At 71.5% G+C, this 21,619-nt stretch carries 18 protein-coding genes, 1 tRNA gene and 1 pseudogene; 13 read left to right on the forward strand and 7 right to left on the reverse strand.

Features of this window, described 5'->3' with window-relative positions:
* Positions 1-31: 31 nt before the first annotated feature.
* The 4 genes from H181DRAFT_RS17580 to asnB all read left to right on the forward strand — a co-directional run bounded on the left by H181DRAFT_RS17580 (position 32) and on the right by asnB (position 4,953).
* Positions 32-646, forward strand: a complete 615-nt coding sequence (locus H181DRAFT_RS17580; RefSeq protein ID WP_199810832.1) for an MptD family putative ECF transporter S component — start codon at positions 32-34, stop codon at positions 644-646.
* The gene (locus H181DRAFT_RS17585; RefSeq protein WP_199810833.1) at positions 643-1,410 is read left to right on the forward strand and encodes an energy-coupling factor transporter transmembrane component T family protein; all 768 of its coding nucleotides are present in this window, start codon (positions 643-645) and stop codon (positions 1,408-1,410) included. Before H181DRAFT_RS17580 ends, H181DRAFT_RS17585 begins: the two co-directional genes overlap by 4 nt.
* Positions 1,407-2,885 (forward strand): ABC transporter ATP-binding protein, encoded by a 1,479-nt coding sequence (locus tag H181DRAFT_RS17590; RefSeq protein WP_045865476.1) that lies wholly within the window; start codon positions 1,407-1,409, stop codon positions 2,883-2,885. Before H181DRAFT_RS17585 ends, H181DRAFT_RS17590 begins: the two co-directional genes overlap by 4 nt.
* Positions 2,886-3,108: 223 nt before the next feature.
* Positions 3,109-4,953 (forward strand): asparagine synthase (glutamine-hydrolyzing), encoded by a 1,845-nt coding sequence (gene asnB, locus H181DRAFT_RS17595; protein ID WP_045865477.1) that lies wholly within the window; start codon positions 3,109-3,111, stop codon positions 4,951-4,953.
* Positions 4,954-5,129: 176 nt separating this feature from the next.
* Here asnB and H181DRAFT_RS17600 read toward each other — a convergent pair.
* A tRNA-Leu gene (locus tag H181DRAFT_RS17600) sits at positions 5,130-5,214 on the reverse strand.
* Positions 5,215-5,357: 143 nt separating this feature from the next.
* On the opposite strand from H181DRAFT_RS17600, the gene H181DRAFT_RS17605 reads away from it, so the two are divergent.
* From H181DRAFT_RS17605 to H181DRAFT_RS17615, 3 genes are all read left to right on the forward strand, one after another.
* Positions 5,358-6,692 carry a M20/M25/M40 family metallo-hydrolase gene (locus H181DRAFT_RS17605; RefSeq protein ID WP_045865478.1) on the forward strand — a complete coding sequence of 445 codons (1,335 nt, stop codon included), beginning with the start codon at positions 5,358-5,360 and terminating at the stop codon, positions 6,690-6,692.
* Between the two features lie 200 nt (positions 6,693-6,892).
* A complete protein-coding gene (locus tag H181DRAFT_RS17610; RefSeq protein ID WP_045865479.1) occupies positions 6,893-7,105 on the forward strand; it encodes a chaplin family protein in 213 nt (70 codons plus the stop codon).
* Positions 7,106-7,257: 152 nt separating this feature from the next.
* The gene (locus tag H181DRAFT_RS17615; RefSeq protein ID WP_045865480.1) at positions 7,258-7,962 is read left to right on the forward strand and encodes a chaplin; all 705 of its coding nucleotides are present in this window, start codon (positions 7,258-7,260) and stop codon (positions 7,960-7,962) included.
* An 82-nt stretch (positions 7,963-8,044) separates the two neighbouring features.
* On the opposite strand, the gene H181DRAFT_RS17620 is transcribed toward H181DRAFT_RS17615, so the two are convergent.
* Positions 8,045-8,233, reverse strand: a complete 189-nt coding sequence (locus H181DRAFT_RS17620; protein WP_045865481.1) for a DUF5703 family protein — start codon at positions 8,231-8,233, stop codon at positions 8,045-8,047.
* Between the two features lie 47 nt (positions 8,234-8,280).
* Here H181DRAFT_RS17620 and H181DRAFT_RS17625 point away from each other — a divergent pair, with 47 nt between their 5' ends.
* Complete coding sequence (locus H181DRAFT_RS17625) at positions 8,281-8,949, forward strand: hypothetical protein (RefSeq protein WP_045865482.1); 669 nt, start codon at positions 8,281-8,283, stop codon at positions 8,947-8,949.
* Between the two features lie 132 nt (positions 8,950-9,081).
* Here the strand turns inward: H181DRAFT_RS17625 and H181DRAFT_RS17630 are convergent, their stop codons facing one another.
* Together H181DRAFT_RS17630 and H181DRAFT_RS17635 are read right to left on the reverse strand one after the other, a co-directional pair.
* The gene (locus H181DRAFT_RS17630) at positions 9,082-11,244 is read right to left on the reverse strand and encodes a helix-hairpin-helix domain-containing protein (RefSeq protein ID WP_045865483.1); all 2,163 of its coding nucleotides are present in this window, start codon (positions 11,242-11,244) and stop codon (positions 9,082-9,084) included.
* Positions 11,241-12,227, reverse strand: a complete 987-nt coding sequence (locus tag H181DRAFT_RS17635; RefSeq protein ID WP_045865484.1) for an aldo/keto reductase — start codon at positions 12,225-12,227, stop codon at positions 11,241-11,243. The genes H181DRAFT_RS17630 and H181DRAFT_RS17635 overlap by 4 nt, the downstream gene beginning before the upstream one ends.
* Positions 12,228-12,301: 74 nt before the next feature.
* Here H181DRAFT_RS17635 and H181DRAFT_RS17640 point away from each other — a divergent pair, with 74 nt between their 5' ends.
* Entirely contained in the window at positions 12,302-13,360 is a 1,059-nt protein-coding gene (locus H181DRAFT_RS17640) for an LLM class F420-dependent oxidoreductase (RefSeq protein WP_045865485.1), read from the forward strand.
* Between the two features lie 214 nt (positions 13,361-13,574).
* Here the strand turns inward: H181DRAFT_RS17640 and corA are convergent, their stop codons facing one another.
* Positions 13,575-14,519, reverse strand: coding sequence for a magnesium/cobalt transporter CorA (corA, locus tag H181DRAFT_RS17645; RefSeq protein WP_175439799.1), 945 nt, complete (start codon positions 14,517-14,519; stop codon positions 13,575-13,577).
* Positions 14,520-14,659: 140 nt separating this feature from the next.
* Between corA and H181DRAFT_RS17650 the strand changes: the two genes are divergently transcribed.
* The 4 genes from H181DRAFT_RS17650 (at position 14,660) to mshC (ending at position 18,545) form a co-directional block, all read left to right on the forward strand.
* Entirely contained in the window at positions 14,660-15,433 is a 774-nt protein-coding gene (locus tag H181DRAFT_RS17650) for a histidine phosphatase family protein (RefSeq protein ID WP_074467924.1), read from the forward strand.
* Positions 15,434-15,502: 69 nt separating this feature from the next.
* The gene (locus H181DRAFT_RS17655) at positions 15,503-16,093 is read left to right on the forward strand and encodes a DUF3090 domain-containing protein (protein ID WP_045865487.1); all 591 of its coding nucleotides are present in this window, start codon (positions 15,503-15,505) and stop codon (positions 16,091-16,093) included.
* Positions 16,090-17,124 carry an SCO1664 family protein gene (locus H181DRAFT_RS17660; protein ID WP_045865488.1) on the forward strand — a complete coding sequence of 345 codons (1,035 nt, stop codon included), beginning with the start codon at positions 16,090-16,092 and terminating at the stop codon, positions 17,122-17,124. Before H181DRAFT_RS17655 ends, H181DRAFT_RS17660 begins: the two co-directional genes overlap by 4 nt.
* Before the next feature lie 191 nt (positions 17,125-17,315).
* Complete coding sequence (gene mshC, locus H181DRAFT_RS17665) at positions 17,316-18,545, forward strand: cysteine--1-D-myo-inosityl 2-amino-2-deoxy-alpha-D-glucopyranoside ligase (protein ID WP_045865489.1); 1,230 nt, start codon at positions 17,316-17,318, stop codon at positions 18,543-18,545.
* Positions 18,546-19,453: 908 nt separating this feature from the next.
* On the opposite strand, the pseudogene H181DRAFT_RS17670 reads toward mshC, so the two are convergent.
* Positions 19,454-20,302, reverse strand: a pseudogene (locus H181DRAFT_RS17670) (PAC2 family protein); the annotation flags it as partial.
* 212 nt (positions 20,303-20,514) lie between these two features.
* A complete protein-coding gene (locus tag H181DRAFT_RS17675) occupies positions 20,515-21,561 on the reverse strand; it encodes a LacI family DNA-binding transcriptional regulator (RefSeq protein WP_254666892.1) in 1,047 nt (348 codons plus the stop codon).
* Between the last annotated feature and the right edge of the window lie 58 nt (positions 21,562-21,619).

The raw sequence follows: 21,619 nt of genomic DNA on the forward strand, positions 1-21,619 counted from the left end.
AACCGACAAGTCGACACGAGGGTAGTGAATCGTGACCGCCGAGACCATGGAACACCGCATCGATGTGCGGATGAGTCCGAAGGACGTCATCAACATCGGAATCTTCGCCGCCCTCTACATCGTGACGGTGGGCGTGTTCAACCTGCTCGAATTCATCAATCCGGTGATGACGCTGGTGTCCAGCGCGATCAGCATCGTCGCGGCGGGCGTGCCGTTCATGCTGTTTCTCTGCAAGGTCCGGCACGGCGGCATGGTCACCGTGTTCGCCGTCATCGTCACCGGGTTCATGCTCCTCATCGGCAGCCCTCCCGTCACCCTTCTCGTAGGGGTCGTGGCGGCGCTGGCCGCCGAGGCCGTGCTGTACGTCGGCCAGTACCGGTCGCGGAAGCTGAGCGTCGTCGCCTATGCCGTGTTCAGCACATGGTTCGCCGGGCTGATGCTGCCGATGCTCTACGCACGTGCGGACTTCCTGTCCAGCCCGTACATGAAAGAGATGGGACCGGAGTACGTCTCCCAGCTGGACTCGCTGCTCTCCCCGGCCGTGCTGATCGGATTCGACCTTTCCACGCTGGTGTTCGGCCTGCTCGGCGGTGCGCTCGGGCTGCGGCTCCTCGACAAGCACTTCCGGAAGGCCGGCCTGGTGTGACGAGCGTCGATCCGCGGCCGGGCACGTCCGTGCTGCCGGCGAGGGCCTCCGTCCCGCCGGGGCCCCTCGCGCGGCGGACGCTCGACCCGCGCACCGCGGTGACGATCCTGCTGGCCGCGAGCATCACCATCATGGCGCCCGGCGGCGTGTGGTTCGTTCCCGCGGCGCTGACGGTCGGCCTGCTGCTCGCGCTGTCCGAGGGAGCGTACCGACGCGCCCTCGGACTGCCGCTGGCCGCTGGCTTGGCCGCCGCCGTGACCTACCTGCTGCCGCTGGCCGTCCGGTCGCCGGTGGTCGGCCTGTTCGCGGTCATGGCCGGGTTCACACTGCGCCTCGTCGCAGTCGGGGGCATCGCCGCGCACCTGGTCAACACCATCTCGCCGCCCAGGCTCACCGCGGCGCTTCGGGCGGCGCGGATCCCCTCGGTGTTCACGGTGTCGGGCGCGGTGATGCTGCGTTTCGTGCCCACGATCGTCGCCGAAGCGCAGGCCGTGCGCGACGCCATGCGGCTGCGCGGACTCGGTGGCGTGGTCGCGATGCTGCGGCATCCCGTGCGGAGCATCGAGTACTTCACGGTGCCGCTGATGGCGTCGAGCCTGCGGGCGGCTGAGGACCTCTCGGCCTCGGCGCTGCTGCGCGGTCTCGGCTCGCAGACGCGGCCGACGTCGATGCATCCGCCGCGGTTCGGCGTCGCCGACGCAGTGGCCCTGTCGGTGGTGATACTGCTCGCGGTGGCGACGGTGCTCTGGAGGTCGGCGCGGTGATCCTCCTGAAAGACGTCCGCTGGAGCTACCAGGGCAGCGAAACCACCGCCCTCGACGGTCTCGACCTGCATGTCCGCCGCGGCGAGACCGTGGTCCTCTGCGGCCCGAGCGGCTCCGGCAAGAGCTCGGCGCTGCGGCTGATGAACGGCCTCATCCCGCACTTCCACGACGGGAAGCTGGACGGAGAGGTCCGCGTAGTAGGGGAGCCCGTCACAGAGCTCGCACAGGTCGGACGGGTGACCGGCACGGTTCTCCAGCACCCGCGCCGCCAGTTCTTCACCGACGCCGTCGATACCGAACTGGCCTTCGCCCTGGAGAACTTCGGTACGCCGTCGCAGCGGATCCGCGACCGGGTCGGCGAGGTCGTCGCCGACTTCGGCCTCGCTGAACTCTCCGGCAGGCTGCGGGAGTTGTCGGGTGGCCAGCAGCAGCGGGTGGCCTGCGCCGCGGCCATCACCCATGAGCCGCCGCTGGTGCTGCTCGACGAGCCCACCGCCAACTTGTCGCCGCAGGGCATCGCGGACCTCACTGGGATCCTGCGACATCTCAAGGAACTGGGCGCGACCCTCGTCATCGCCGAACACCGCCTGCACTATCTGCGCACCGTCGCCGACCGCATCGTGGTCCTCCACGGCGGCCGCGCGGAAAAGGAATGGACCAGCGCCGAATTCCCGGGACTGACCGACGAAATTCTGCGCCGGGAGGGTCTGCGCAGCCTGAACGCACCCGAGAGAACCGGGGCGCCGCCGATTTCCGCGCACGGCCCGAGCGTGGCACCGGGAGAAGACCGGCCGGCGGAAGAGGGGGTGGGCGGCGCCGGCGGGAAGGTGGCAGGCGCAGCAGCAGTCACACCCTCAGCGGACGCTTCCGGCGTGGCTCTGCGCGGCATTCGCTGCGTAATGCGCGGGCGCACCGTCCTCGACATCGCGGAGGCACATCTGCCCAGCGGCGCCATCACCGCGGTCACCGGTCCCAACGGCGTGGGCAAGACGACCCTGGCCCGCGTCCTCGCCGGGCTGCAGCGCCATGCGGGCCGGGTCCTCCTCGGCGGCCGCCCGGTGTACCGCTCGCGCAGGCAGCGGGAGACCGCGATCGTCATGCAGGATGTGCAGCGGCAGTTGTTCACGGACAGCGTCAGGACCGAACTGCGTCTGGGAGCCGTCCCCGAACAGGCCGAGCGCGCCGCCACCGTCCTCGACGACCTGGGGCTGGACGGCCTCGGGGACCGGCATCCCCTGGCGCTCTCCGGCGGGCAGCAGCAGCGCCTGGTCGTGGCCGCCGCCCGGCTGAGTGGGCGCCGGGTCGTCATCTTCGACGAGCCGAGTTCTGGCGTGGACCGCCGCCACCTGCGGTCGATGACGCGCACCATGCGCGAGGTCGCCGAGGGCGGTGCGGTGGTCGTCCTCATCAGCCACGACGCCGACCTCCTCGCACTCGCCGCCGACCGGGAGCTGCGCCTGCGTCCCGCCTGCTGAACCTTCCCTCCCGTGCAGAATTCACGGGAGGGAAGGTGAAAGAAACATTGTAGTGCCCGTGAATCGATTGCTAGCCTGACTCGATTCGTGCAGTTCCATGCGTCTGCGTTTCTGCTCTTTCGTGCATTCTTCAGTCCGATGAATCCGGCAGTCCGTTCTGCGAGAAGTCCGCCGATGGGTATTGAGTATTTTGCTGGCTCTGGAAAAGAAATGAGGTCGTGAGATGTGCGGCATTGCAGGATGGGTGTCCTTCGACAGCGATCTGACGCGCTGCAGTCACGCGCTGGACTCCATGACCGGGACGATGGCCTGCCGGGGACCGGACGACCGCGGTGTGTATGTGCGTACGCACGCCGGCCTCGGACACAGGCGCCTCTCCATCATCGATCTGCCCGGCGGGACGCAGCCGATGAGCGCCAACACCCCGGCCGGCGAGGTCGCTCTGGTGTACTCCGGCGAGGTCTACAACTTCCAGGAGCTGCGGGAGCGCCTCAAGGCGCGCGGACACGTCTTCCGCACGGACAGCGACACCGAAGTGGTGCTCCGCTGCTATCTGGAGTGGGGCGAGAGCCTCGTCGACCACCTCGACGGCATGTACGCCTTCGCGATCTGGGACGAGCGCGACGAGAAGCTGCTGCTCGTGCGCGACCGCATGGGCATCAAACCGCTCTTCTACTACCCGACGCGCGACGGTGTGCTCTTCGGCTCCGAGCCGAAGGCGATCCTGGCGAACCCGTCGGTGCCCAAGGCGGTCGACACGGACGGGCTGCGGGAGCTGTTCGCGCAGACCAAGACCCCGGGCTGGGCGCTGTGGAAGGGCATGCGCGAGATGGTGCCCGGCACGCTGATCACCGTGGACCGGCAAGGGCTGCGGGAGCGTACCTACTGGCGCCTGCGCGCGACAGAGCACGCCGAAAGCCAGGACGACACCGTGGCGAGGGTCCGGGAGATGCTCACGGGCATCGTCGACCGGCAGTTGATCTCGGATGTGCCGCAGGGCGTTCTGCTCTCGGGCGGCCTCGACTCCAGTGCGATCACCGGTCTCGCGGCCGAGCGCCTCGGTCTGCGGGGCGAGCAAGTGCGCACGTTCTCCGTGGATTTCGCCGGCCAGGAGGAGAACTTCGTCCCGGACGAGATGCGCGACACCCCCGACTCGCCTTTTGTCCGTGACGTCGCCGCGCACGTGCGGTCCGCGCATCAGAACGTGGTGCTCAACCCCGCGGACATCTCGGATCCCGCGGTGCGCCGCGCGGCCGTCGGCGCCCGCGACATACCGAACGGGTTCGGAGACCTCGACAACTCGCTGTACCTGCTCTTCAAGGCGATCAGGGAACAGTCGACGGTAGCCCTGTCCGGGGAGTCGGCCGACGAGGTGTTCGGCGGATACCCCTGGTTCCACAGCGAAGCGGCCCTGCGTGCCGGCACTTTCCCGTGGATGACGGTCATCCCCCCGATGAGCCTGGCGGCCCGGACCGATCACATCGAGCCGGGGCTGCGCAAGCTGCTCGATGTGGAGACCTACACCGCCGACCAGTACGCGGCGGCGCTCGCTGAGGTCGAGTACCTCGACGGGGAGTCCGAGCGGGACCGGCTCATGCGCACCATGTGCCATCTGCATCTGACGCGCTTCGTGCGTACGCTCCTCGACCGCAAGGACCGCCTGTCGATGGCGGTCGGGCTCGAAGTGCGGGTGCCCTTCTGCAATCACGAGCTCGTCGAGTACGTCTACAACACCCCCTGGGCGATGAAGACGTTCGACGGCCGCGAAAAGAGCCTGCTTCGGCAGGCCACGGCCCATGTGATGCCGCAGTCGGTGGTGGAGCGCGTGAAGAGCCCCTACCCGTCACCGCAGAACCCCAACTACGCGGCGAACCTGCAGCGACAGGTCAAGGAGGTCGTAGGGGAACCGGACGCGCAGGTTTTCGCGCTGGTCGACCGGGCCTGGGCGCAGGACGTGGTGTCTCAGGACCCGGCACGTATGTCGATCGCCGTCAGAGCAGGGCTGGAGCGCGTGCTCGACCTGCACACCTGGCTGGAGCTGCATACGCCTGAGCTGATTCTGGACTGACCGGGTCAAGCCGCTCGCGGAGCCCTCCCTCTCCCGAGCGGCTGTGTTCCCTCCCGGCGGTGCCCTACCCCCCGGGGCGCCGCCGGGAGGCTGGGGGATTCCAGGGCTTCGCCTGCGACCATGAAACGCAAACGGTGCCGGCCGAACCTCGGCCAGCACCGTGGGCGTAATGGATGTGTCGGGAGGGGGACTTGAACCCCCACGCCCTGTAAAGGGCACTAGCACCTCAAGCTAGCGCGTCTGCCATTCCGCCACCCCGACAAGGTGCGCCGCCCGCTCGGCGTGCGGCGACCACAACTTTAACACCCGATCGGAGCCCGCCGATCACGGTGCTCTCGTGCCCCTTGGGACCCCGCCCGGGAAGCGGGAGTATGGGAAGCGGACCCGTGCTACGAGGAGGCAGTGTGAACCAGTCGAGCCCTTCCCCGACCGGTGGCGGTGGGAACGCGGAGAGCGAGGTCGTCGACCTCTGCCGCGATCTCATCAGGATCGACACCAGCAACTACGGCGGAAACGAGGGCCCGGGCGAGCGTGCCGCCGCCGAGTACGTGGCCGAGAAGCTTGCCGAGGTGGGCCTGGAGCCGGAGATCTTCGAGTCCAGTCCGGGCCGCGCCTCGACGGTCGCGCGTATCGCCGGTGAGGACTCCTCCCGCCCCGCCCTGCTGATCCACGGCCACACCGATGTCGTGCCCGCCAACGCGGACGACTGGACGCACCACCCCTTCTCCGGCGAGATCGCCGACGGCTGCGTCTGGGGCCGCGGCGCCGTCGACATGAAGGACATGGACGCGATGACGCTCGCGGTCGTGCGCGACCGGCTGCGCAGCGGACGCCGTCCGCCTCGCGACGTGGTGCTCGCCTTCCTCGCGGACGAGGAGGCCGGCGGCATCCACGGGGCCCGGCACCTCGTCGACAACCACCGCGACCTCTTCGAGGGCGTGACCGAGGCGATCGGCGAGGTCGGGGGCTTCTCGTTCACCGTGAACGAGAACCTGCGGCTCTACTTGGTGGAGACCGCCCAGAAGGGCATGCACTGGATGCGTCTGACCGTGGACGGCACCGCGGGCCACGGTTCGATGACGAACAACGACAACGCCATCACCGAGCTCTGCGAGGCGGTCGGCCGGCTGGGCCGCCACAAGTTCCCGGTGCGCGTGACGAAGACAGTGCGGTCCTTCCTCGACGAACTCTCCGACGCGCTCGGGACAGAGCTCGACCCCGAGGACATGGAGGAGACTCTCGCGAAGCTCGGCGGAATCGCGAAGATCATCGGCGCGACGCTGCAGAACACGGCGGCGCCCACGCAGCTCGGCGCCGGTTACAAGGTCAACGTGATCCCCGGCCAGGCCACCGCGCACGTCGACGGACGGTTCCTGCCCGGGCACGAGGAGGAGTTCCTCGCCGACCTCGACCGTGTCCTCGGGCCACGGGTGCGGCGTGAGGACGTGCACGCGGACAAGGCCCTGGAGACGAGCTTCGACGGTGCCCTCGTCGATGCGATGCAGACGTCCCTCAAGGCCGAGGACCCCGCCGCGCGTGCCGTGCCGTACATGCTCTCCGGCGGCACGGACGCCAAGTCCTTCGACGACCTCGGAATCCGCTGCTTCGGGTTCGCTCCCCTGAAGCTGCCGCCGGAGCTCGACTTCGCGGGAATGTTCCACGGTGTTGACGAGCGGGTGCCCGTGGACGGACTGAAGTTCGGTGTGCGCGTGCTGGACCGATTCCTGGACCAGTGCTGAAATACGCCCGCCGATAAGGAAGTTGAACGGCACGCCCCGTGTGGGGCGTGCCGTTCCGCCTTTCCGCGGAGTATTCGTGCGGCTGTGCGTAAGTGACCGGAAAGAGTGAATGGCTGCGTCCACTCGTACCCGCGTTACTCCGTCCTCGTTACAAGTGATGCGGTTCGCGGCTTGAACCGCGATGCCAACGAGGAGGAATCATGATCAAGAAGGTCGCCGCAGTCGCGGCTGCCGCCGGGGGCCTGATGCTCGCCGGAGCAGGTGTGGCCGTAGCGGACGGCGCCCAGGTCGCGAGCGGGGGCGGCGGTGTGGCCAGCGGCAACAACGTGCAGGTCCCCGTGGACGTCCCGATCGAACTGTGTGGCAACACGATCTCGGTGCTCGGAGACATGAATCGGTCGGCCTGCGTCTGAACCGATTCCTCGACGCGGGAGAACGAAGCCGCAGCGCCGGAGTGTGTGAGCACCTCCGGCATGAAGGCTTTTTCCGGCGGCGTACTGAGAAGCCGCCCCCGTTGAGCGTCCTCGAACACCCACTGGCAGAAAGCAAGGCAGGGAAGAAAGACATGCGACAGGTCACAAGGAAAGGCCTGATCACCGTGGCCGCGGCGGGCGGAGTGCTCGCCGCGTTCTCGGGCGGTACGGCTTACGCGGACGGCGGCCAGGTGGCCTCCGGCTCGGGGATCGGCTCCGGCAACAACGTGCAGGCCCCCATCGACGTCCCCGTGAACGTGTGCGGCAACACGATCACCGTTCTCGGCGCCCTCAACTCGGCGGCCGGCAGCTGCGCCGGCGCGGGTGACAGCGGCTCCGGGCAGGTGAGCACCTCCGGCAGCCGTACCGGCGTCGCCTCCGGCAACAACGTGCAGGCCCCGGTCAGCGTGCCGGTCAACGTCTGCGGCAACACCGTCAGCGCTCTCGGCAGCGGCAACGGTGCCGGGGACTGCGGCGGCGGCTCGGGTGAGGTCCCCGTGGACCCGCCGGAGATCCCGGACGTCCCCGGGGACCCGGATGAGCCGGGCACCCCGGACGAGCCGGGTACGCCCGACGAGCCGGGTACGCCGGATGAGCCGGGTACGCCCGACGAGCCCGGCGACGAGGGCGGCATCACGCCGGACGCCGAGACGGACGTCCGTGCGCAGTCGGAGCCGGTCGGAGAGCTGGCGGAGACGGGGTCGGACAACCTCGGCATCGCCGCGTCGGCGAGCGCGGGTCTGCTGATCGGCGGATTCGTCCTCTACCGGCGGGCCCGGGTCGCGTCCCGGCGCTGATCCCGAACGTCCGGACAAGGCGGAGCGGGCACCCCACGGGTGGTGCCCGCTCCGCTGCTTGTTCTCTTGTCCGCTCCTGCGCTCACCAGGTGGCGCGGAGCTGGCGGATGATCCGGCGGCGCAGCCGCACCCTGCGGCTGCCGTCGGGGTAGAGCCGCGTACGGGCCAACTCCCAGTGCCCGTACTCGGCATGCTCGGTCAGCAGTCTGGTCGCCGCCTTGCGGGAGACCCCGCGAGGAACGTACACGTCACGAAATTCGTATTCCGGCATCCCATCTATTGTGCGGGCAGAGGACGGATGCGGATAGCGTCTGCACTATGTCTGATGCTGCGCAGCCCACCGCTGCCGACGTACGTGCCGCCGCCGATGCAGTGAAAGCCGCGCTCGACCGGCATCTGGAGGCGGTCGAGCGACGCGCGGAAGGTGCCACGGACGGCGGTGAGGAAGGCGCCCTCGACACCGCCGTCTACGCGGCCTTCGACGATCTCGCCGCTGCCGGTGAGGCCTACGACGAGCTGCTGTACGAGAAGTACGACGAAGTCACTCCGTTCGAGATCCCGGGCGGAGACTCGATGCCGGCCTACACCGGCCCCGAGGTGCCCAGCGCCCTGACGGTGCTGATCCGCCGGGACTACACCGTCGTGGAGCCGCACCGGCTGCTCGCCCAGGCGCAGCGCGTCACCGATCTCGATCCCGACTCGGCCGACGACGAGACGGCGGGTTCCTCCGCGGGCAGCAGCGTCCACGCGGCGCTCGGTGTGCTCTTCGGGGAGTACGAGGCGGACGAGATCGCCACGCGGCACAAGGAGTTCGGCCTGGACGAGGGCGACTCGACGCTGTGGGTCTCGGCGGCCGACGAACCGAGCGAGCCGGGGGAGTGGCTCAGCGCGCCGTTCGACCAGGCGGACCCCGAGCGTGTCATCTGCCGCTTCGACGTCAGCTCCGTCTTCGACGAGACGGACTTCGAGGCGTTCGACGAGGACTGACACGCGGCGGGAAGCGACGTCCGACGGCCCCGGAGCGGCCCTTCGTATCAGCGACCGGGGCCGCGGGAGCCGGCCGGATGGCGGGCCGGCTCCCGCGGCAGGGAGCCGCTGGTGTGCGGGCCTTGGGGCCCTTCAGGCGCCCGGCCCTGCGCCCCCGTCGCTCTCCCGCACCGGCGTCTCCGAGGACGCCGCTGCGGCAGCCGCCTGCTGTGCGGACTGCTTGAGCAGCTTCCGCAGCCGTGTCGTCCGGTCGGGGGCCGTGACCGAGGCGACCGCCCGCGGCAGAGCGTCCTCGGCGCCGTGGACCACGGAGAGGTGCCGTTCACCCCGGCCGAAGGCCGTGTAGACCCACTCGCGCGTGAGCGCTCCCGTGGCGTCACCCGGCAGCACCACCACCGCCGCGGGCCAGCGCATCCCGACCGCCTGGTGGGCCGTGACCGCCCAGCCGTGGCGGACGGTGCCCGCAACCCGCTCGCGCGCCACGAGGACGCTCTCACCGGTGCCCGTGTACTCCAGGCGCAGCCCCTCGTCGTCGCCGGAGACGACGGTCGCGGGCGCCGTCCGACCGGGAGCGGGGGTGTGGACCACCCGGTCACCCGGGTCGAAGCCGCCGAAACGCCCCGGGCCCGGATGCAGCCGTTCCTTCAGGGCGGCGTTCAGCGCCCTGGTGCCGGCCGCGCCGCCGTGCCCGGGAGTGATGACCTGCGTGTCGCCCGCGGGGACGCCAAGAGCGCGGGGAACCGAGTCGGCGACGAGCTGGACAGTGCGGTGGACTGCCTCGGGGGCGTCCCGCACCGGGACGATCACGACCTCCTTCCCCGGGGCCTCGACCTGGGTCAGCTCTCCGATCCCGATGCCCGAGACGAGCTCGCCGACGGGGCCTGGATCCGGCGTGCGGGAGGCCACGCGGGGGCACGCGCCGGAGGACAGCACGTCCGCGAAGACCTGGCCCGGGCCCGCGGAACCGAGTACATGCGGATCGCCGCTGAGCACGAGGCGCGCCCCGTCGGGCAGGGACTCCACGAGCGCGGCCGCCGTCTCGGCGTCCAGTTGGGGAGCGTCGCAGACGATCAGCAGATCGAGTGACCATGCTCCGTCCTCGTCCCTCGCGGGGCCCTCGCGGCCTTCGAGGAGTCCGGCGACGGTGACGACGCAGGACTCCGCGTCCCCCGCGCCGGAGACCTCTCCGTCCGGGCCGCCGTCTCCGCCGTCCGGGCCCTCGCAAGTGGCCACGAGCCGTGCCAGACGGGCCCGCCCGTCGTGGCTGTGCGCCGCCGCGTACGCCCGCAGCCCCGCGCGCACGGCGGTGGCCAGGAGCGCGGCGGGCTCGGCACGCGCGGCGTCGCCGCCGGTGTGCACCGTCAGCCCGTGCCCGGCGACCGCGCGGATCAGTTCGGCGGCAGAGGGGGAGGGAGCGGAGGCCGCGGCGACCTCCCAAGCCTCCGGACTGCCGGGCCGGACCCCGGAGGGCCCGTCACCGCGAGGTCCGTCACCGGCGGGCTCGCCGCCGCCCGCGTCGCCCGGTGCCTGCTGGTGGGCCCCGATCACCCGGGCCAGACCGTCCGCGAGGCTCTCCTCCGCGAGGGCGTAGCGGTCGAGCCCGAGCAGCAGTTCGACGGGGCGCTCCGCGACCTCGTCCCCAGGCTCTCCGTCCGCCCCGGCGGCCTCCGCGGGGGCGGTGCGGCCGCCGCCGGGCATGGCGTCGAGCGAGTCCTCGAAGACGAGGACGGCGCCCGAGTCGACCGCGGTGCGGACCGCCTCGTCCGGCTCGGGAACCCCGTGCTGAGAGAGGCCCTTGGCGAGTGCCGCCGGCTCCAGCGCCGTGTGCCCCGCGAGTGCGGCACGCTCCAGCAGCCACACGACGAGCGCCTGGGCACGGCGCTCGTCCCCCGGGCCGCACTCGCCGCCCAGCAGTGTGCGGGCGAATCCGTCCGCCTGCTCCGGACGGACGCCCGGTGTCGCCAGCAGCTGCCACGGGTCGGCGCGCAGGAGCTCCGCCGCCGACTCGCCCAGAGCCTCGGCGGCGGGTGCCGCCAGCTCCTCCGGCGCCCCGCCTTCCGCGAGCACCGCACGCAGCTCCTCCGGCACGGTCACCGGACCGCTCGCGCGCCCGGCCGCGCCGGGGCCTCCGGCGGGGGAGGGGCCCGGTGCCGGGCGGGGTGCGCGAGGCCCCGGCGCGGCCTGCGGCGCGGGTTCGGCGAAGAAGGACGCGGCGGAGCGCTCGCCGCTCTCCACCGCCCTTACGGCCGCGAGGAGTTCGGCTGTCTTGGCGTCCCCTGTCTTGGCGTCCGTCACAGCTCGCTCCAGTCCTGGTCGGGGTAGCGGTGCACCGGCGCCGACACGTCGTCGAGCGCTCGGCAGATCTCGTCGGGAAGGCTAAGCCCTTCCACTGACAAGACCTCCGTGAGCTGCTGCGACGTACGCGCGCCGACGATCGGCGCCGTGACCCCGGGGCGGTCCCGCACCCAGGCGAGCGCGACCTGCAGAGGGGAGACCGCCAGGCCGTCGGCAGCCGTGGAGACGGCGTCGACGATGCGGTCGGCGGTCTCGTCGAGATACGGGGCGACGAACGCCGCCAGTTGCTCCGAGGCGCCGCGGGACCCGGGCGGCGGGTCGGCACCGCGGTACTTGCCCGTCAGCACCCCGCGGCCCAGCGGGGAGGAGGGCAGCAGCCCCAGGCCCAAGTCCGCGGCGGCGGGGAGGAGTTCACGTTCGACGCCGCGCTGGAGCAGGGAGTACTCCATCTGCGTGCTGGCCAGCGTCGTGCGGGTTCCGGGGGCGGCGAGCTGCCAGGTGGCGGCCTTCGCGAGCTGCCAGCCGCTGAAGTTCGAGACGCCCACGTAGCGTGCGCGCCCGCTGCTGACCGCGATGTCCAGTGCCTGCAGCGTCTCTTCGAGCGGTGTGTCCGGGTCGAAGGCGTGCACCTGCCACAGGTCGACGTAGTCGGTGCGCAGCCGTTCCAGGGAGGCGTCGAGAGCGGCGAGCAAGTGGCCGCGTGAGCAGTCGAACCGTCGGTCGGGATCGGGGACGCTGCCCGCCTTGGTGGCGATGACGAGGTCGCGGCGCGGCACCAGGCCCTCCACGAGTCTGCCCAGGAGGTACTCGGCGCCGCCGTCCGCGTAGACGTCCGCCGTGTCGACGAGTGAGCCTCCCGCCTCCCAGAACGTCTTGAGCTGATCCGCGGCGTCCCGCTCCCCGGTGTCCCGGGCCCAGGTGAGGGTGCCGAGGCCGAGTCGGGATACGCGCAGGCCGGTGCGGCCCAGATGCCTTGCCTCCATGGGCGTTGAGGTTACTTGCGGGCGCACGCTACAGTCCCTCGGACAGAGACGTTACTGATCAGTAAGGGGACCATATGCGGCTCGGTATCAACCTCGGCTACTGGGGCGCGGGGATGGACGCGGACAATCTCGCCGTCGCCAAGGAGGCCGACCGCCTCGGCTACGACGTGTGCTGGGCCGCCGAGGCGTACGGGTCGGACGCCCCCACGGTCCTCTCCTGGGTGGCCGCGCAGACGGAGAACATCGACGTCGGCTCCGGCATCTTCCAGATCCCCGCCCGCACGCCCGCGATGACGGCGATGACCGCCGCCACCCTCGACTCCCTCTCGGGCGGGCGCTTCCGGCTCGGCCTCGGCGTCTCCGGACCGCAGGTCTCCGAGGGCTGGTACGGCGTGAAGTTCGACAAGCCGCTCTCGCGCACCCGCGAGTACGTGGAGATCATCCGCAAGGCCATGTCGCGCGAGCGCCTCAGCCACGAGGGCGAGCACTGGACGCTGCCGCTGCCCGGCGGGCCGGGCAAGCCCATCAAGCTCACCGTCCACCCCGTACGCGAGGAGATCCCGCTCTACATCGCGGCGATCGGCCCGAAGAACCTGGAGCAGACCGGGGAGATAGCCGACGGCGCGCTGCTGATCTTCTTCTCCCCGGAGCACGCGGAGGAGACGACGCTGCAGCACCTGCGCGCCGGCCGCGAGAAGGCGGGCAAGGGGCCGGGGCTCTCGGGCTTCGACGTCTGCCCGACGGTGCCCATGGCGGTCGGCGAGGACGTGCGGGCACTGGCCGACCAGTTCCGTCCGTACACCGCGCTGTACGTCGGAGGAATGGGCAGCCGCAAGCAGAACTTCTACAACCGCCTCGCGCAGCGCATGGGTTACGAGAAGGAGGCCGCCGAGATCCAGGAGAAGTACCTGTCCGGCGACAAGGAGGGGGCGGCGGCGGCCGTGCCGCACGAACTCATCGACTCCACCACCCTCGTCGGCCCGGTCGAGCGCATCGCCGAGCGCATGCGCGCCTACGCGGACGCGGGCGTGACGACGCTCTCGCTCGCGCCGGCCGGTTTCGGTCTCGAGGAGCGGCTGAGCGGGCTGCGGGCGGGTGTCGAGGCGCTGGAGCGCGCCGGCGTGGCCTCCTGAGAGGGCGGCCCGGACGGCGTCCTGAAGCGCCGTCCCGGGTCCCGTGCCCGGACATGCCTACGGCCGTGGTGGGGGCTCGGGGTCTTCCCCGCCACGGCCGTTACGCAACTCAACGCCCCGCGTGGTGAAACGGTTACGCCCCGGCCGCGGACGCCCCCTCACCGGAGCATCCCCGTGACCGGCCCTCCCGTTCCCGGCGCCGCCGGGCGCCCGGTCACAGCCAGCCGCGGTGCTTGAAGAAGCGGAAGAGCATCAGGCACGCCGTCGCGATCAGTGCGATGACGGCCGGATACGCCCACACCCAGTTCAGCTCCGGCATGTGATCGAAGTTCATGCCGTACACCCCGGCGATGGCCGTCGGAATGGCGAACATGGCCGCCCACGCGGAGATCTTGCGCATGTTGTCGTTCTGCCGGACGCTCATCTGCGCGAGGTTCGCCGACAGCATGTCCGACAGCAGCCGGTCGAGGCCGTCGACCTGGTCGTGCACGCGGGAGAGGTGGTCGCTGACGTCGCGGAAGAAGGGGCGGGACTCCTCGGGCACGAAGGGCACTCCTGAGCGCGTCAGCCGCTCCAGGGGCTCGGCGAGCGGCCCCGTCGCACGCCGGAAGCCCAGTACCTGCCGCTTGAAGCCGTAGATGCGGCCCGCCGTGTCCCGTGCGGACTGGCCGTCGGGGGCGAAGACGTCCTCCTCCAGACCCTCCAGGCTCACCTGGAGGTCGGCCGCCACTTCCATGTACTGGTCCACGACGGCGTCGCTGACGACGTACATCACCGCGGTCGGACCGTGCCGGAGCACCTTCGGGTCCTGCTCCAGCCGCTCCCGTACCTCACCGAGCGGATTGGTCTCGCCGTGCCGCACGGTGACGACGAAGGAGTCGCCGATGAAGAGCATGACCTCGCCCGCGGAGACCGTCGCGGTGGACTGGTCGTAGGAGACGGGCTTCAGGACGAGGAAGAGGGAGTCGGAGTAGACCTCCAGCTTGGGCCGCTGATGCGCGTGGAGGGCGTCCTCGACGGCGAGCGGATGGAGCCCGAACTCCTCGGCGACGCGGCCGAATTCGGCTTCGGTGGGCTCGTGCAGGCCTATCCACAGGAAGGCGTTCCCCGCCTCCCTCGCCTCCGCCAGGGCGTCGGAGTAGTCGGACGGGCGCTCCATGCGCTGTCCGTCCCTGTAGATGGCGCAGTCCACGATCACGACAGGTCATTGTGCCCCGTCGCCGCAGCTCCAACCACCGCGGCCGCCCCCGGCCGGCGGTGGGGGACGGCGGCGCGAGCCGCTCGCTTACGCTGGCAGGCATGCCCACGCTGATCCTCGTACGGCACGGCCGCTCCACCGCCAACACCTCCGGACTCCTCGCGGGCCGCACTCCGGGGGTGGCCCTCGACGAGTACGGGCAGACGCAGGCCGAATCGCTCCCCGACCGGCTCGGTGCCCTGCCGCTCGCCGCCGTCGTCAGCAGTCCCATGCAGCGCTGCCAGGAGACGCTGGCGCCGCTCACCCGCGCACGCCCCGGCCTGCCGGTGCACACCGACGAGCGGATCTCCGAGTGCGACTACGGGGACTGGAGCGGGCGCAAGCTGGCCGAACTCCTCGAAGAGCCGCTGATGACCACGGTCCAGCAGCATCCCTCCGCCGCGGCGTTCCCCGGCGGGGAGTCGATGCGGGACATGCAGGCCCGGGCGGTCGAGGCGGTACGCGAGTGGAACGGCCGTATCGAGGAGGAGCACGGGGCCGGAGCGCTGTACGCGATGTGCTCGCACGGGGACATCATCAAGTCCGTCGTGGCCGACGCCCTCGGCATGCATCTGGACCTCTTCCAGCGCATCTCCGTCGGCCCGTGCTCGCTGACCGTCATCCGTTACACGGCGCTGCGGCCGTTCCTGCTGCGGCTGGGGGAGACCGGGGAACTCGACTCGCTCGTACCGCCGGAGCGTCCCGCCGAGGAGGCGGAGCCGGCCGCTGCGGGAGAAGGCGCGGCGGACGGGGCGGAAGACGCTTCGCGCAAGCCCGGCGGGGAAGACAGAAGCCGCGAGCAGGGGAGCAACGCCACTGTGGGAGGCGGCGCTTAAGCGCGAAGATCGGCAATCGCAGTAGGGTGCCCATTGACCGAGTAGACGTCGACGACAACGGAGCAGGACGTGTCCCGTCAGGTGTTCCTCTACGACCCTCCGGACCGATTCATCGCCGGTACGGTCGGGCTGCCAGGACGGCGCACCTTCTACCTCCAGGCCTCCGCTTCGGGCCGTACGACGAGCGTCGCGCTGGAGAAGGCTCAGGTCGAGGCGCTGGCCGAGCGGATCGACGAACTGCTCGACGAGGTGGTCCGGCGCTCCGGCGGCAACGCGCCCGTCCCCGCTGTCGCCCCCTCGGAGATCGACGACAAGGAGCCGCTGGAGACGCCCGTAGAGGAGGAGTTCCGCGTCGGGACGATGGCACTCGCCTGGGACGGCGACGGCGAGCGCATGGTGGTCGAGGCACAGGCCATCGTCGAGCTGGAGGCGGACTCCGACGAGGATCTCGCGGACGCCGAGGAGCGGCTGCTCCAGGACGACGAGAACGGCCCCCCGATGCTGCGGGTGCGGCTCGACGGGGCCATGGCCCGCGCGTTCGCCAAGCGGGCCATGGAGGTCGTCAACGCCGGACGTCCGCCCTGCCCGCTGTGCAGCCTGCCGCTCGACCCGGAAGGGCACGTGTGCCCGCGGCAGAACGGTTACCGGCGGGGCGAATGAGCAAGCAGGCCGAGTCAGCTTCGCCGCCGCGGCCGGGCCCGCCGTCCGGTTCCCCGGCGGACGAGGAGACGCGTCTCCACCTGGAGCGCGGCTCGCTGACGGTGCTGGGGCAGATCCGGGAGGCGTCGAACGCGGTGCTCTTCGGGCGGGTCGAACACGAGGGCCGCGGCATGCCGTGCGTCTACAAGCCGGTGGCGGGCGAGCGTCCGCTGTGGGACTTCCCCGACGGCACGCTCGCGCAGCGCGAGGTGGCGGCGTACGAGATCTCGCGCGCGCTGGGCTGGGACCTGATCCCCGCCACGGTCCTGCGTGAGGGCCCCTACGGCCCCGGGATGTGCCAGGCGTGGGTGGGGCCGCTGCCCGGCGCGGAGGACGACGACGGCGTTGAAGCGGGCGGCGAGGGTCACGCGGGCGCCCAGGGCGGCGGCAGCGCCGGCGAAGCCGGTGGCACGGGTCCGGGAGAGTCCGCGTACGAGGCTGCGCAGGACGGCGACGGGCGCGTCGAAGGCGCGGACGAGGCCGCCGGCCCGCCCCCGGGCGAGGCGCTCGGAGACCTGCTCGCCGTGGTCGAGGGCGACGAGCCGGGCGCGGGCTGGAAGACCGTCGGGCATGTGGACACCGGCGGAGTGCGCCCCGCCCTGCTCGTACACGCCGACGACACCCGGCTTCGGCGCCTCGCCGTCGTCGACGCCGTGATCAACAACGCGGACCGGAAAGGGGGCCACCTCCTGCCGGCCCCCGGCGGACGGCTCTACGCCATCGACCACGGAGTCACCTTCCACGTGGACGGCAAGCTGCGGACCCTCCTGTGGGGGTGGGCCGGTGAGGAACTCACCGCGGAGGCCTGCGCGGCACTGCGCGAACTGGCCGCGAGGCTGGCCGAGGGCACTCCGCTCGCGGTCCGGCTCTCCGAACTGATCACTCCCGAGGAGATCGACGCCCTGCGCAAGCGCGTCGACGCACTGCGCACGTCCGGACGGCACCCGATGCCCGGCGGCGACTGGCCCGCCATTCCCTGGCCGCCCCTGTAGAGCGGTCCCATGCGGAGCCTTCGGCGGCTGCTCCCGCGGCTGCGGCAGCGCGGCACCGGCGCATGTCCCGACACCACGCAACCGCTGCCGAGTCGCCGTCAAGGCCGCGTATCCGGTCATTCACACAACTTGCCCATCTCTCGCCCCGTTCGCCCGAGATGCCGAACGGCTGTCCGGGTTAGGCTCGTGGAATGCATGCCTGGCCCGCCCCCGAAGTCCCCGCCCTGCCTGGTCAGGGCCGCGATCTGGAGATCCACGACACCGCGACCGACGGGCGGGTGACCCTCGCCCCAGGTCCCGTCGCCCGCCTCTACGTCTGCGGCATCACGCCCTACGACGCCACCCACCTGGGGCACGCGGCGACGTACAACGCCTTCGACCTCGTACAGCGCGTGTGGCTCGACACGAAGCGGCAGGTGCACTACATCCAGAACGTCACCGACATCGACGACCCGCTGCTGGAGAGGGCCCAACTCACCGGTGAGGACTGGACGGCGCTGGCGGAGCGTGAGACCGCGCTGTTCCGCGAGGACATGACGGCGCTGCGGATGCTGCCCCCGAGGCACTTCGTCGGGGCTGTCGAATCGATTCCTCACATCGTGCCGATGGTCGAGCGGCTGCTGGAGCTCGGCGCGGCGTACGAACTGCAGGGCGACGTCTACTTCTCCGTCGACGCGGACGCCCACTTCGGCGAGGTGTCGCGACTCGACGCCGAGACGATGCGGCTGCTCTCCGCCGAGCGGGGCGGCGATCCCGAGCGTCCCGGAAAGAAGAGCCCGCTGGACCCCATGCTGTGGCGCGGCGCGCGGGACGGCGAACCCCGGTGGGACGGCGCCTCCCTGGGCCCCGGGCGCCCCGGCTGGCACATCGAGTGCGTGGCCATCGCACTGGAACACCTCGGGATGGGCTTCGAGGTGCAGGGCGGAGGCTCCGACCTGGCCTTCCCGCACCACGAGATGGGCGCCTCGCACGCCCAGGCGCTCACCGGCGAGCACCCCTTCGCGCAGACGTACGTGCACGCCGGCATGGTCGCCCTGAACGGCGAGAAGATGTCCAAGTCGAAGGGCAACCTCGTCTTCGTCTCGCAGCTGCGGCGCGAGGGCGTCGACCCTGCCGCGATCCGTCTCGTGCTGCTTTCGCGCCACTACCGGGACGACTGGGAGTACGCCGAGGAAGTGCTGGACGAGGCCCGCTCGCGGCTCGCACGGTGGCGTGCCGCCGTCTCACGGCCCGACGGTCCGCCCGCCGAGACCGTGGTGGCTCAGGTACGGGCAGCGCTGGCCGACGACCTGAACACGCCTGGCGCCCTGGCCGCCGTCGACCGGTGGGCCGAGACGCAGGAGTCCGAGGGCGGCACGGACACGGGCGCGCCGGGTCTGGTCTCGCGGGCGGTCGACGCGCTCCTGGGAGTCGCGCTGTAGCGAAGTGGCGGCAACTCCCGGGCGACCCCGAGGAGTTCGCGCCGAAGACGGAAGAAGGGCCGGACCGCGCCGCTGGCGGGGTCCGGCCCTTCCGCTCGGTTCGGGGTGTCGGGGCTCTTCGGCCGGTGGCGTTCCGCCTGTGCGGTCCGACCGCCGCGGTGCCAGGACGGTCCGACGCCGTACGCCCGGGCCCGCGGGCCTCACTTCTCGCCGGAGTCCTCGCCGGACTCGTCCCGCGAGGAGGGCTCCGGCTCACCCGGCGACTGCTTCCGCGGCGACTGCTTCCGCGGGGTCTGCTTCTTCTGCGGGGTCTGCTTCTTCTGCGCCCGCTTCTCGGGCGTCTCCTTCTCGGCGGCGGGCTTCCCGGGCTTCTTCTGCGCCTGCTTCCTCGGGGTCCGCTTCTTGGGCTTCTCGCCGGCCGCGCCGCCGGAGCCCTCGCCCTCGCCCTCGGGAGGCTCCGCCCCGTCCCCGGACTTCTTCCCCGCCGTCCTGCCGCCCTTGGCGCCCTTGGCGGTGCCGGTGCTCTTCGAACTCCCGCTGCTCTTCCTGCCCTTGGCGGCCGCACCGCCGCCGGTGCTCCGCGAGCCCCCGGTGCTGCGGCCGGAGGTGCCCTTGCCGCTGCTCCGGCCGCCCGCCCCGCTGCCGGTCTGCTTCCCGGACGTGGCTCCCTCGTCGCTCTCCGGGGCGTCCGTCTGCCCCGCGTCCCCGCCGTCCTGCGGGGTCTCGTGGGTCTTGCCGTCCGTGCCGCCGTCGTCTGCCTGTTCGCCGCCGTCCTCGGTGCCGGAGGGGGGCCTGTCCTCCGTCGTCGAGGGCTGCCGCCGCCGCGACGTGCCACCCGTGCCGCGGCGGAACGAACTCGACCCGGACTCACGGGCGCTGTCGCCCGTGCCGCCTCCGGCGGGCCCGTCGTCGCGGCGCCGCAGATAGCGCTCGAACTCCTTGGCGATGGCTTCCCCGGACGCCTCGGGCAGTTCGGCGGTGTCCCGGGCCTCCTCCAGCGACTGCACGTACTCCGCGACCTCGCTGTCCTCCGCTGCCAGCTGGTCCACGCCCAGCTGCCAGGCGCGGGCGTCCTCCGGCAGGTCGCCGAGCGGCACGCTCAGCTCCAGCAGGTCCTCCAGCCGGTTGAGCAGCGCCAGTGTGGCCTTCGGGTTGGGAGGCTGCGAGACGTAGTGCGGGACGGACGCCCACAGGCTCACCGCCGGAACCCCGGCGTGGGTGCACGCCTCCTGGAGGATGCCGACGATCCCGGTCGGGCCCTCGTACCGGGACTCCTCCAGGTTCATCGTCCGCGCCAGGTCCGGATCGGACGTCATGCCGGTCACGGGCACCGGACGGCTGTGCGGGGTGTCGCCGAGCAGCGCCCCCAGCACGACGACCATCTCGACGCCCAACTCGTGCGCGAAACCCAGGATCTCGTTGCAGAAGGAACGCCAGCGCATGCTCGGCTCGATGCCGCGTACCAGCACCAGGTCGCGGGGGCCGCCCTTGCCGCCGGCGTTGTCGACCCGGACCACCGAGAGCCGCGTCGTCGGCCACGTGACCTTGCGTACGCCGCCGTCGAGCCACACATGGGGCCTGTTGACCTGGAAGTCGTAGTAGTCCTCGGCGTCGAGAGCGGCGAAGACCTCGCCCTTCCACTCCTTCTCCAGGTGCCCGACCGCGGTGGAGGCGGCGTCGCCGGCGTCGTTCCAGCCTTCGAACGCGGCCACCATGACCGGGTCGACCAGCTCGGGAACTCCCTCGAGCTCGATCACCCAGCGCCTCCTTCCGGCCGGGACGGAGCACGCGCTCCATGCCCGGCAGCAGATCCAGTTCCGTGCGGCAACCAGCCTACGGCGTGTGCAGGCCACTGCCGCAGCCTTGGCCGCCCCAACTGCCTGACCAGAGCCGGTGGAGCACGTGCCGTGCGCCGCTCCGTGCCCACCGCGTCACGCGGAAGCGAGGCCGCCGCACCCTCCGGTGCCGCTCATCCGGCGCGCGATCCGCCGCCCGGCCTGCTCGTCGTCCCCCGGGTGACCAGCCGCGTCTCCAACCGGACGCGCGAGCCGCCGTGGCGGCCCCGCTGTACGGCGTCGAGCAGCAACCGGCCCGCGACCAGGCCCTGTTCACGGACGGACTGGCCGACCGTGGTCAGGTCCAGCAGCTCCGCGACGGGACTGTCGTCGAAGCCGACCACCGACATGCCCGCCGGTACGTCCACACCGGACCGCCGCAGTGTGCGCAGCGCCCCGACCGCCACGTCGTCCGCCTCGGCGAAGACGGCGGTCGGTGGCTCGCGCAGCGACAGCAGTTCGCCCATGGCCCTGGCGCCGCCGTCCGCGCCCCAGGGTGCGGAGACCACGGCGCCGGCGGCCACCTCGAGTCCGCGTTCGCCCATGGCCGAACGGAAGCCGGCGAGGCGGCGCCTGGAGACGCCCTGGTGGACGCCCTCGTCGTCGGTGGTGCGGATCATGCCGATCCGCTCGTGCCCGAGGTTCGCCAGATGGTGCACCGCTTTGGCGGCGCCCTCGGCGTCGTCGATGCCGGCCTCGGGAAGGCCGCCGGGCAGGCGGGTACCGGCACCCACGACGGGCATGCCCAGCCCGTCGAGCCGCCGCGCCTCCCGCTCGGTGAGGGAGAGGGCGATCACGACCAGCCCGTCGGCCCGGCGCCGCACCGGGAGCGTCTCGAAGAACTCGCGGCGTTCCGCGGTGCCTTCGACGTGGTACAGGACGATCTCGAACCCGGCGCCCCGCAGCACCTCGTGCACGGCGGCCAGCGCCTGCGCGTGGAACCAGCGGGCGATGAACGGGACGAGGACGGCCACCGAGCCGGTACGTCCCGTGACGAGCCCCGAGGCGGCGGGCGAGACGACGTAGTCGAGGTTCTCCGCCGCGCGCAGGATGCGCCGCCGCAGGGCGTCGGAGACGCCGGGCAGGCCGCGCAGCGCGCGGGAGACGGTGCCGCTGGAGACGCCCACGGCGTGCGCGACGTCCGCCATCGTCGTCGCCGGGTGCTGCTGCTCGGAGCTCACCGCGGCAGATTAACAGCCGGTGACGCAACCGATTCAGTATGTGGAAGACCACTCTCAC

The sequence above is a fragment of the Streptomyces sp. WMMB 714 genome (assembly GCF_900090125.1).
Taxonomy (GTDB): Bacteria; Actinomycetota; Actinomycetes; order Streptomycetales; family Streptomycetaceae; genus Streptomyces; species Streptomyces daqingensis.

Coding starts and splice junctions, on each gene's coding strand:
- mshC (WP_045865489.1), top strand. CDS start 17,316: ATGCATGCCTGGCCCGCCCCCGAAGTCCCCGCCCTGCCTGGTCAGGGC.
- H181DRAFT_RS17660 (WP_045865488.1), top strand. CDS start 16,090: ATGAGCAAGCAGGCCGAGTCAGCTTCGCCGCCGCGGCCGGGCCCGCCG.
- H181DRAFT_RS17625 (WP_045865482.1), top strand. CDS start 8,281: ATGTCTGATGCTGCGCAGCCCACCGCTGCCGACGTACGTGCCGCCGCC.
- H181DRAFT_RS17635 (WP_045865484.1), bottom strand. CDS start 12,227: ATGGAGGCAAGGCATCTGGGCCGCACCGGCCTGCGCGTATCCCGACTC.
- H181DRAFT_RS17610 (WP_045865479.1), top strand. CDS start 6,893: ATGATCAAGAAGGTCGCCGCAGTCGCGGCTGCCGCCGGGGGCCTGATG.
- corA (WP_175439799.1), bottom strand. CDS start 14,519: ATGGAGCGCCCGTCCGACTACTCCGACGCCCTGGCGGAGGCGAGGGAG.
- H181DRAFT_RS17650 (WP_074467924.1), top strand. CDS start 14,660: ATGCCCACGCTGATCCTCGTACGGCACGGCCGCTCCACCGCCAACACC.
- H181DRAFT_RS17640 (WP_045865485.1), top strand. CDS start 12,302: ATGCGGCTCGGTATCAACCTCGGCTACTGGGGCGCGGGGATGGACGCG.
- asnB (WP_045865477.1), top strand. CDS start 3,109: ATGTGCGGCATTGCAGGATGGGTGTCCTTCGACAGCGATCTGACGCGC.
- H181DRAFT_RS17615 (WP_045865480.1), top strand. CDS start 7,258: ATGCGACAGGTCACAAGGAAAGGCCTGATCACCGTGGCCGCGGCGGGC.
- H181DRAFT_RS17620 (WP_045865481.1), bottom strand. CDS start 8,233: ATGCCGGAATACGAATTTCGTGACGTGTACGTTCCTCGCGGGGTCTCC.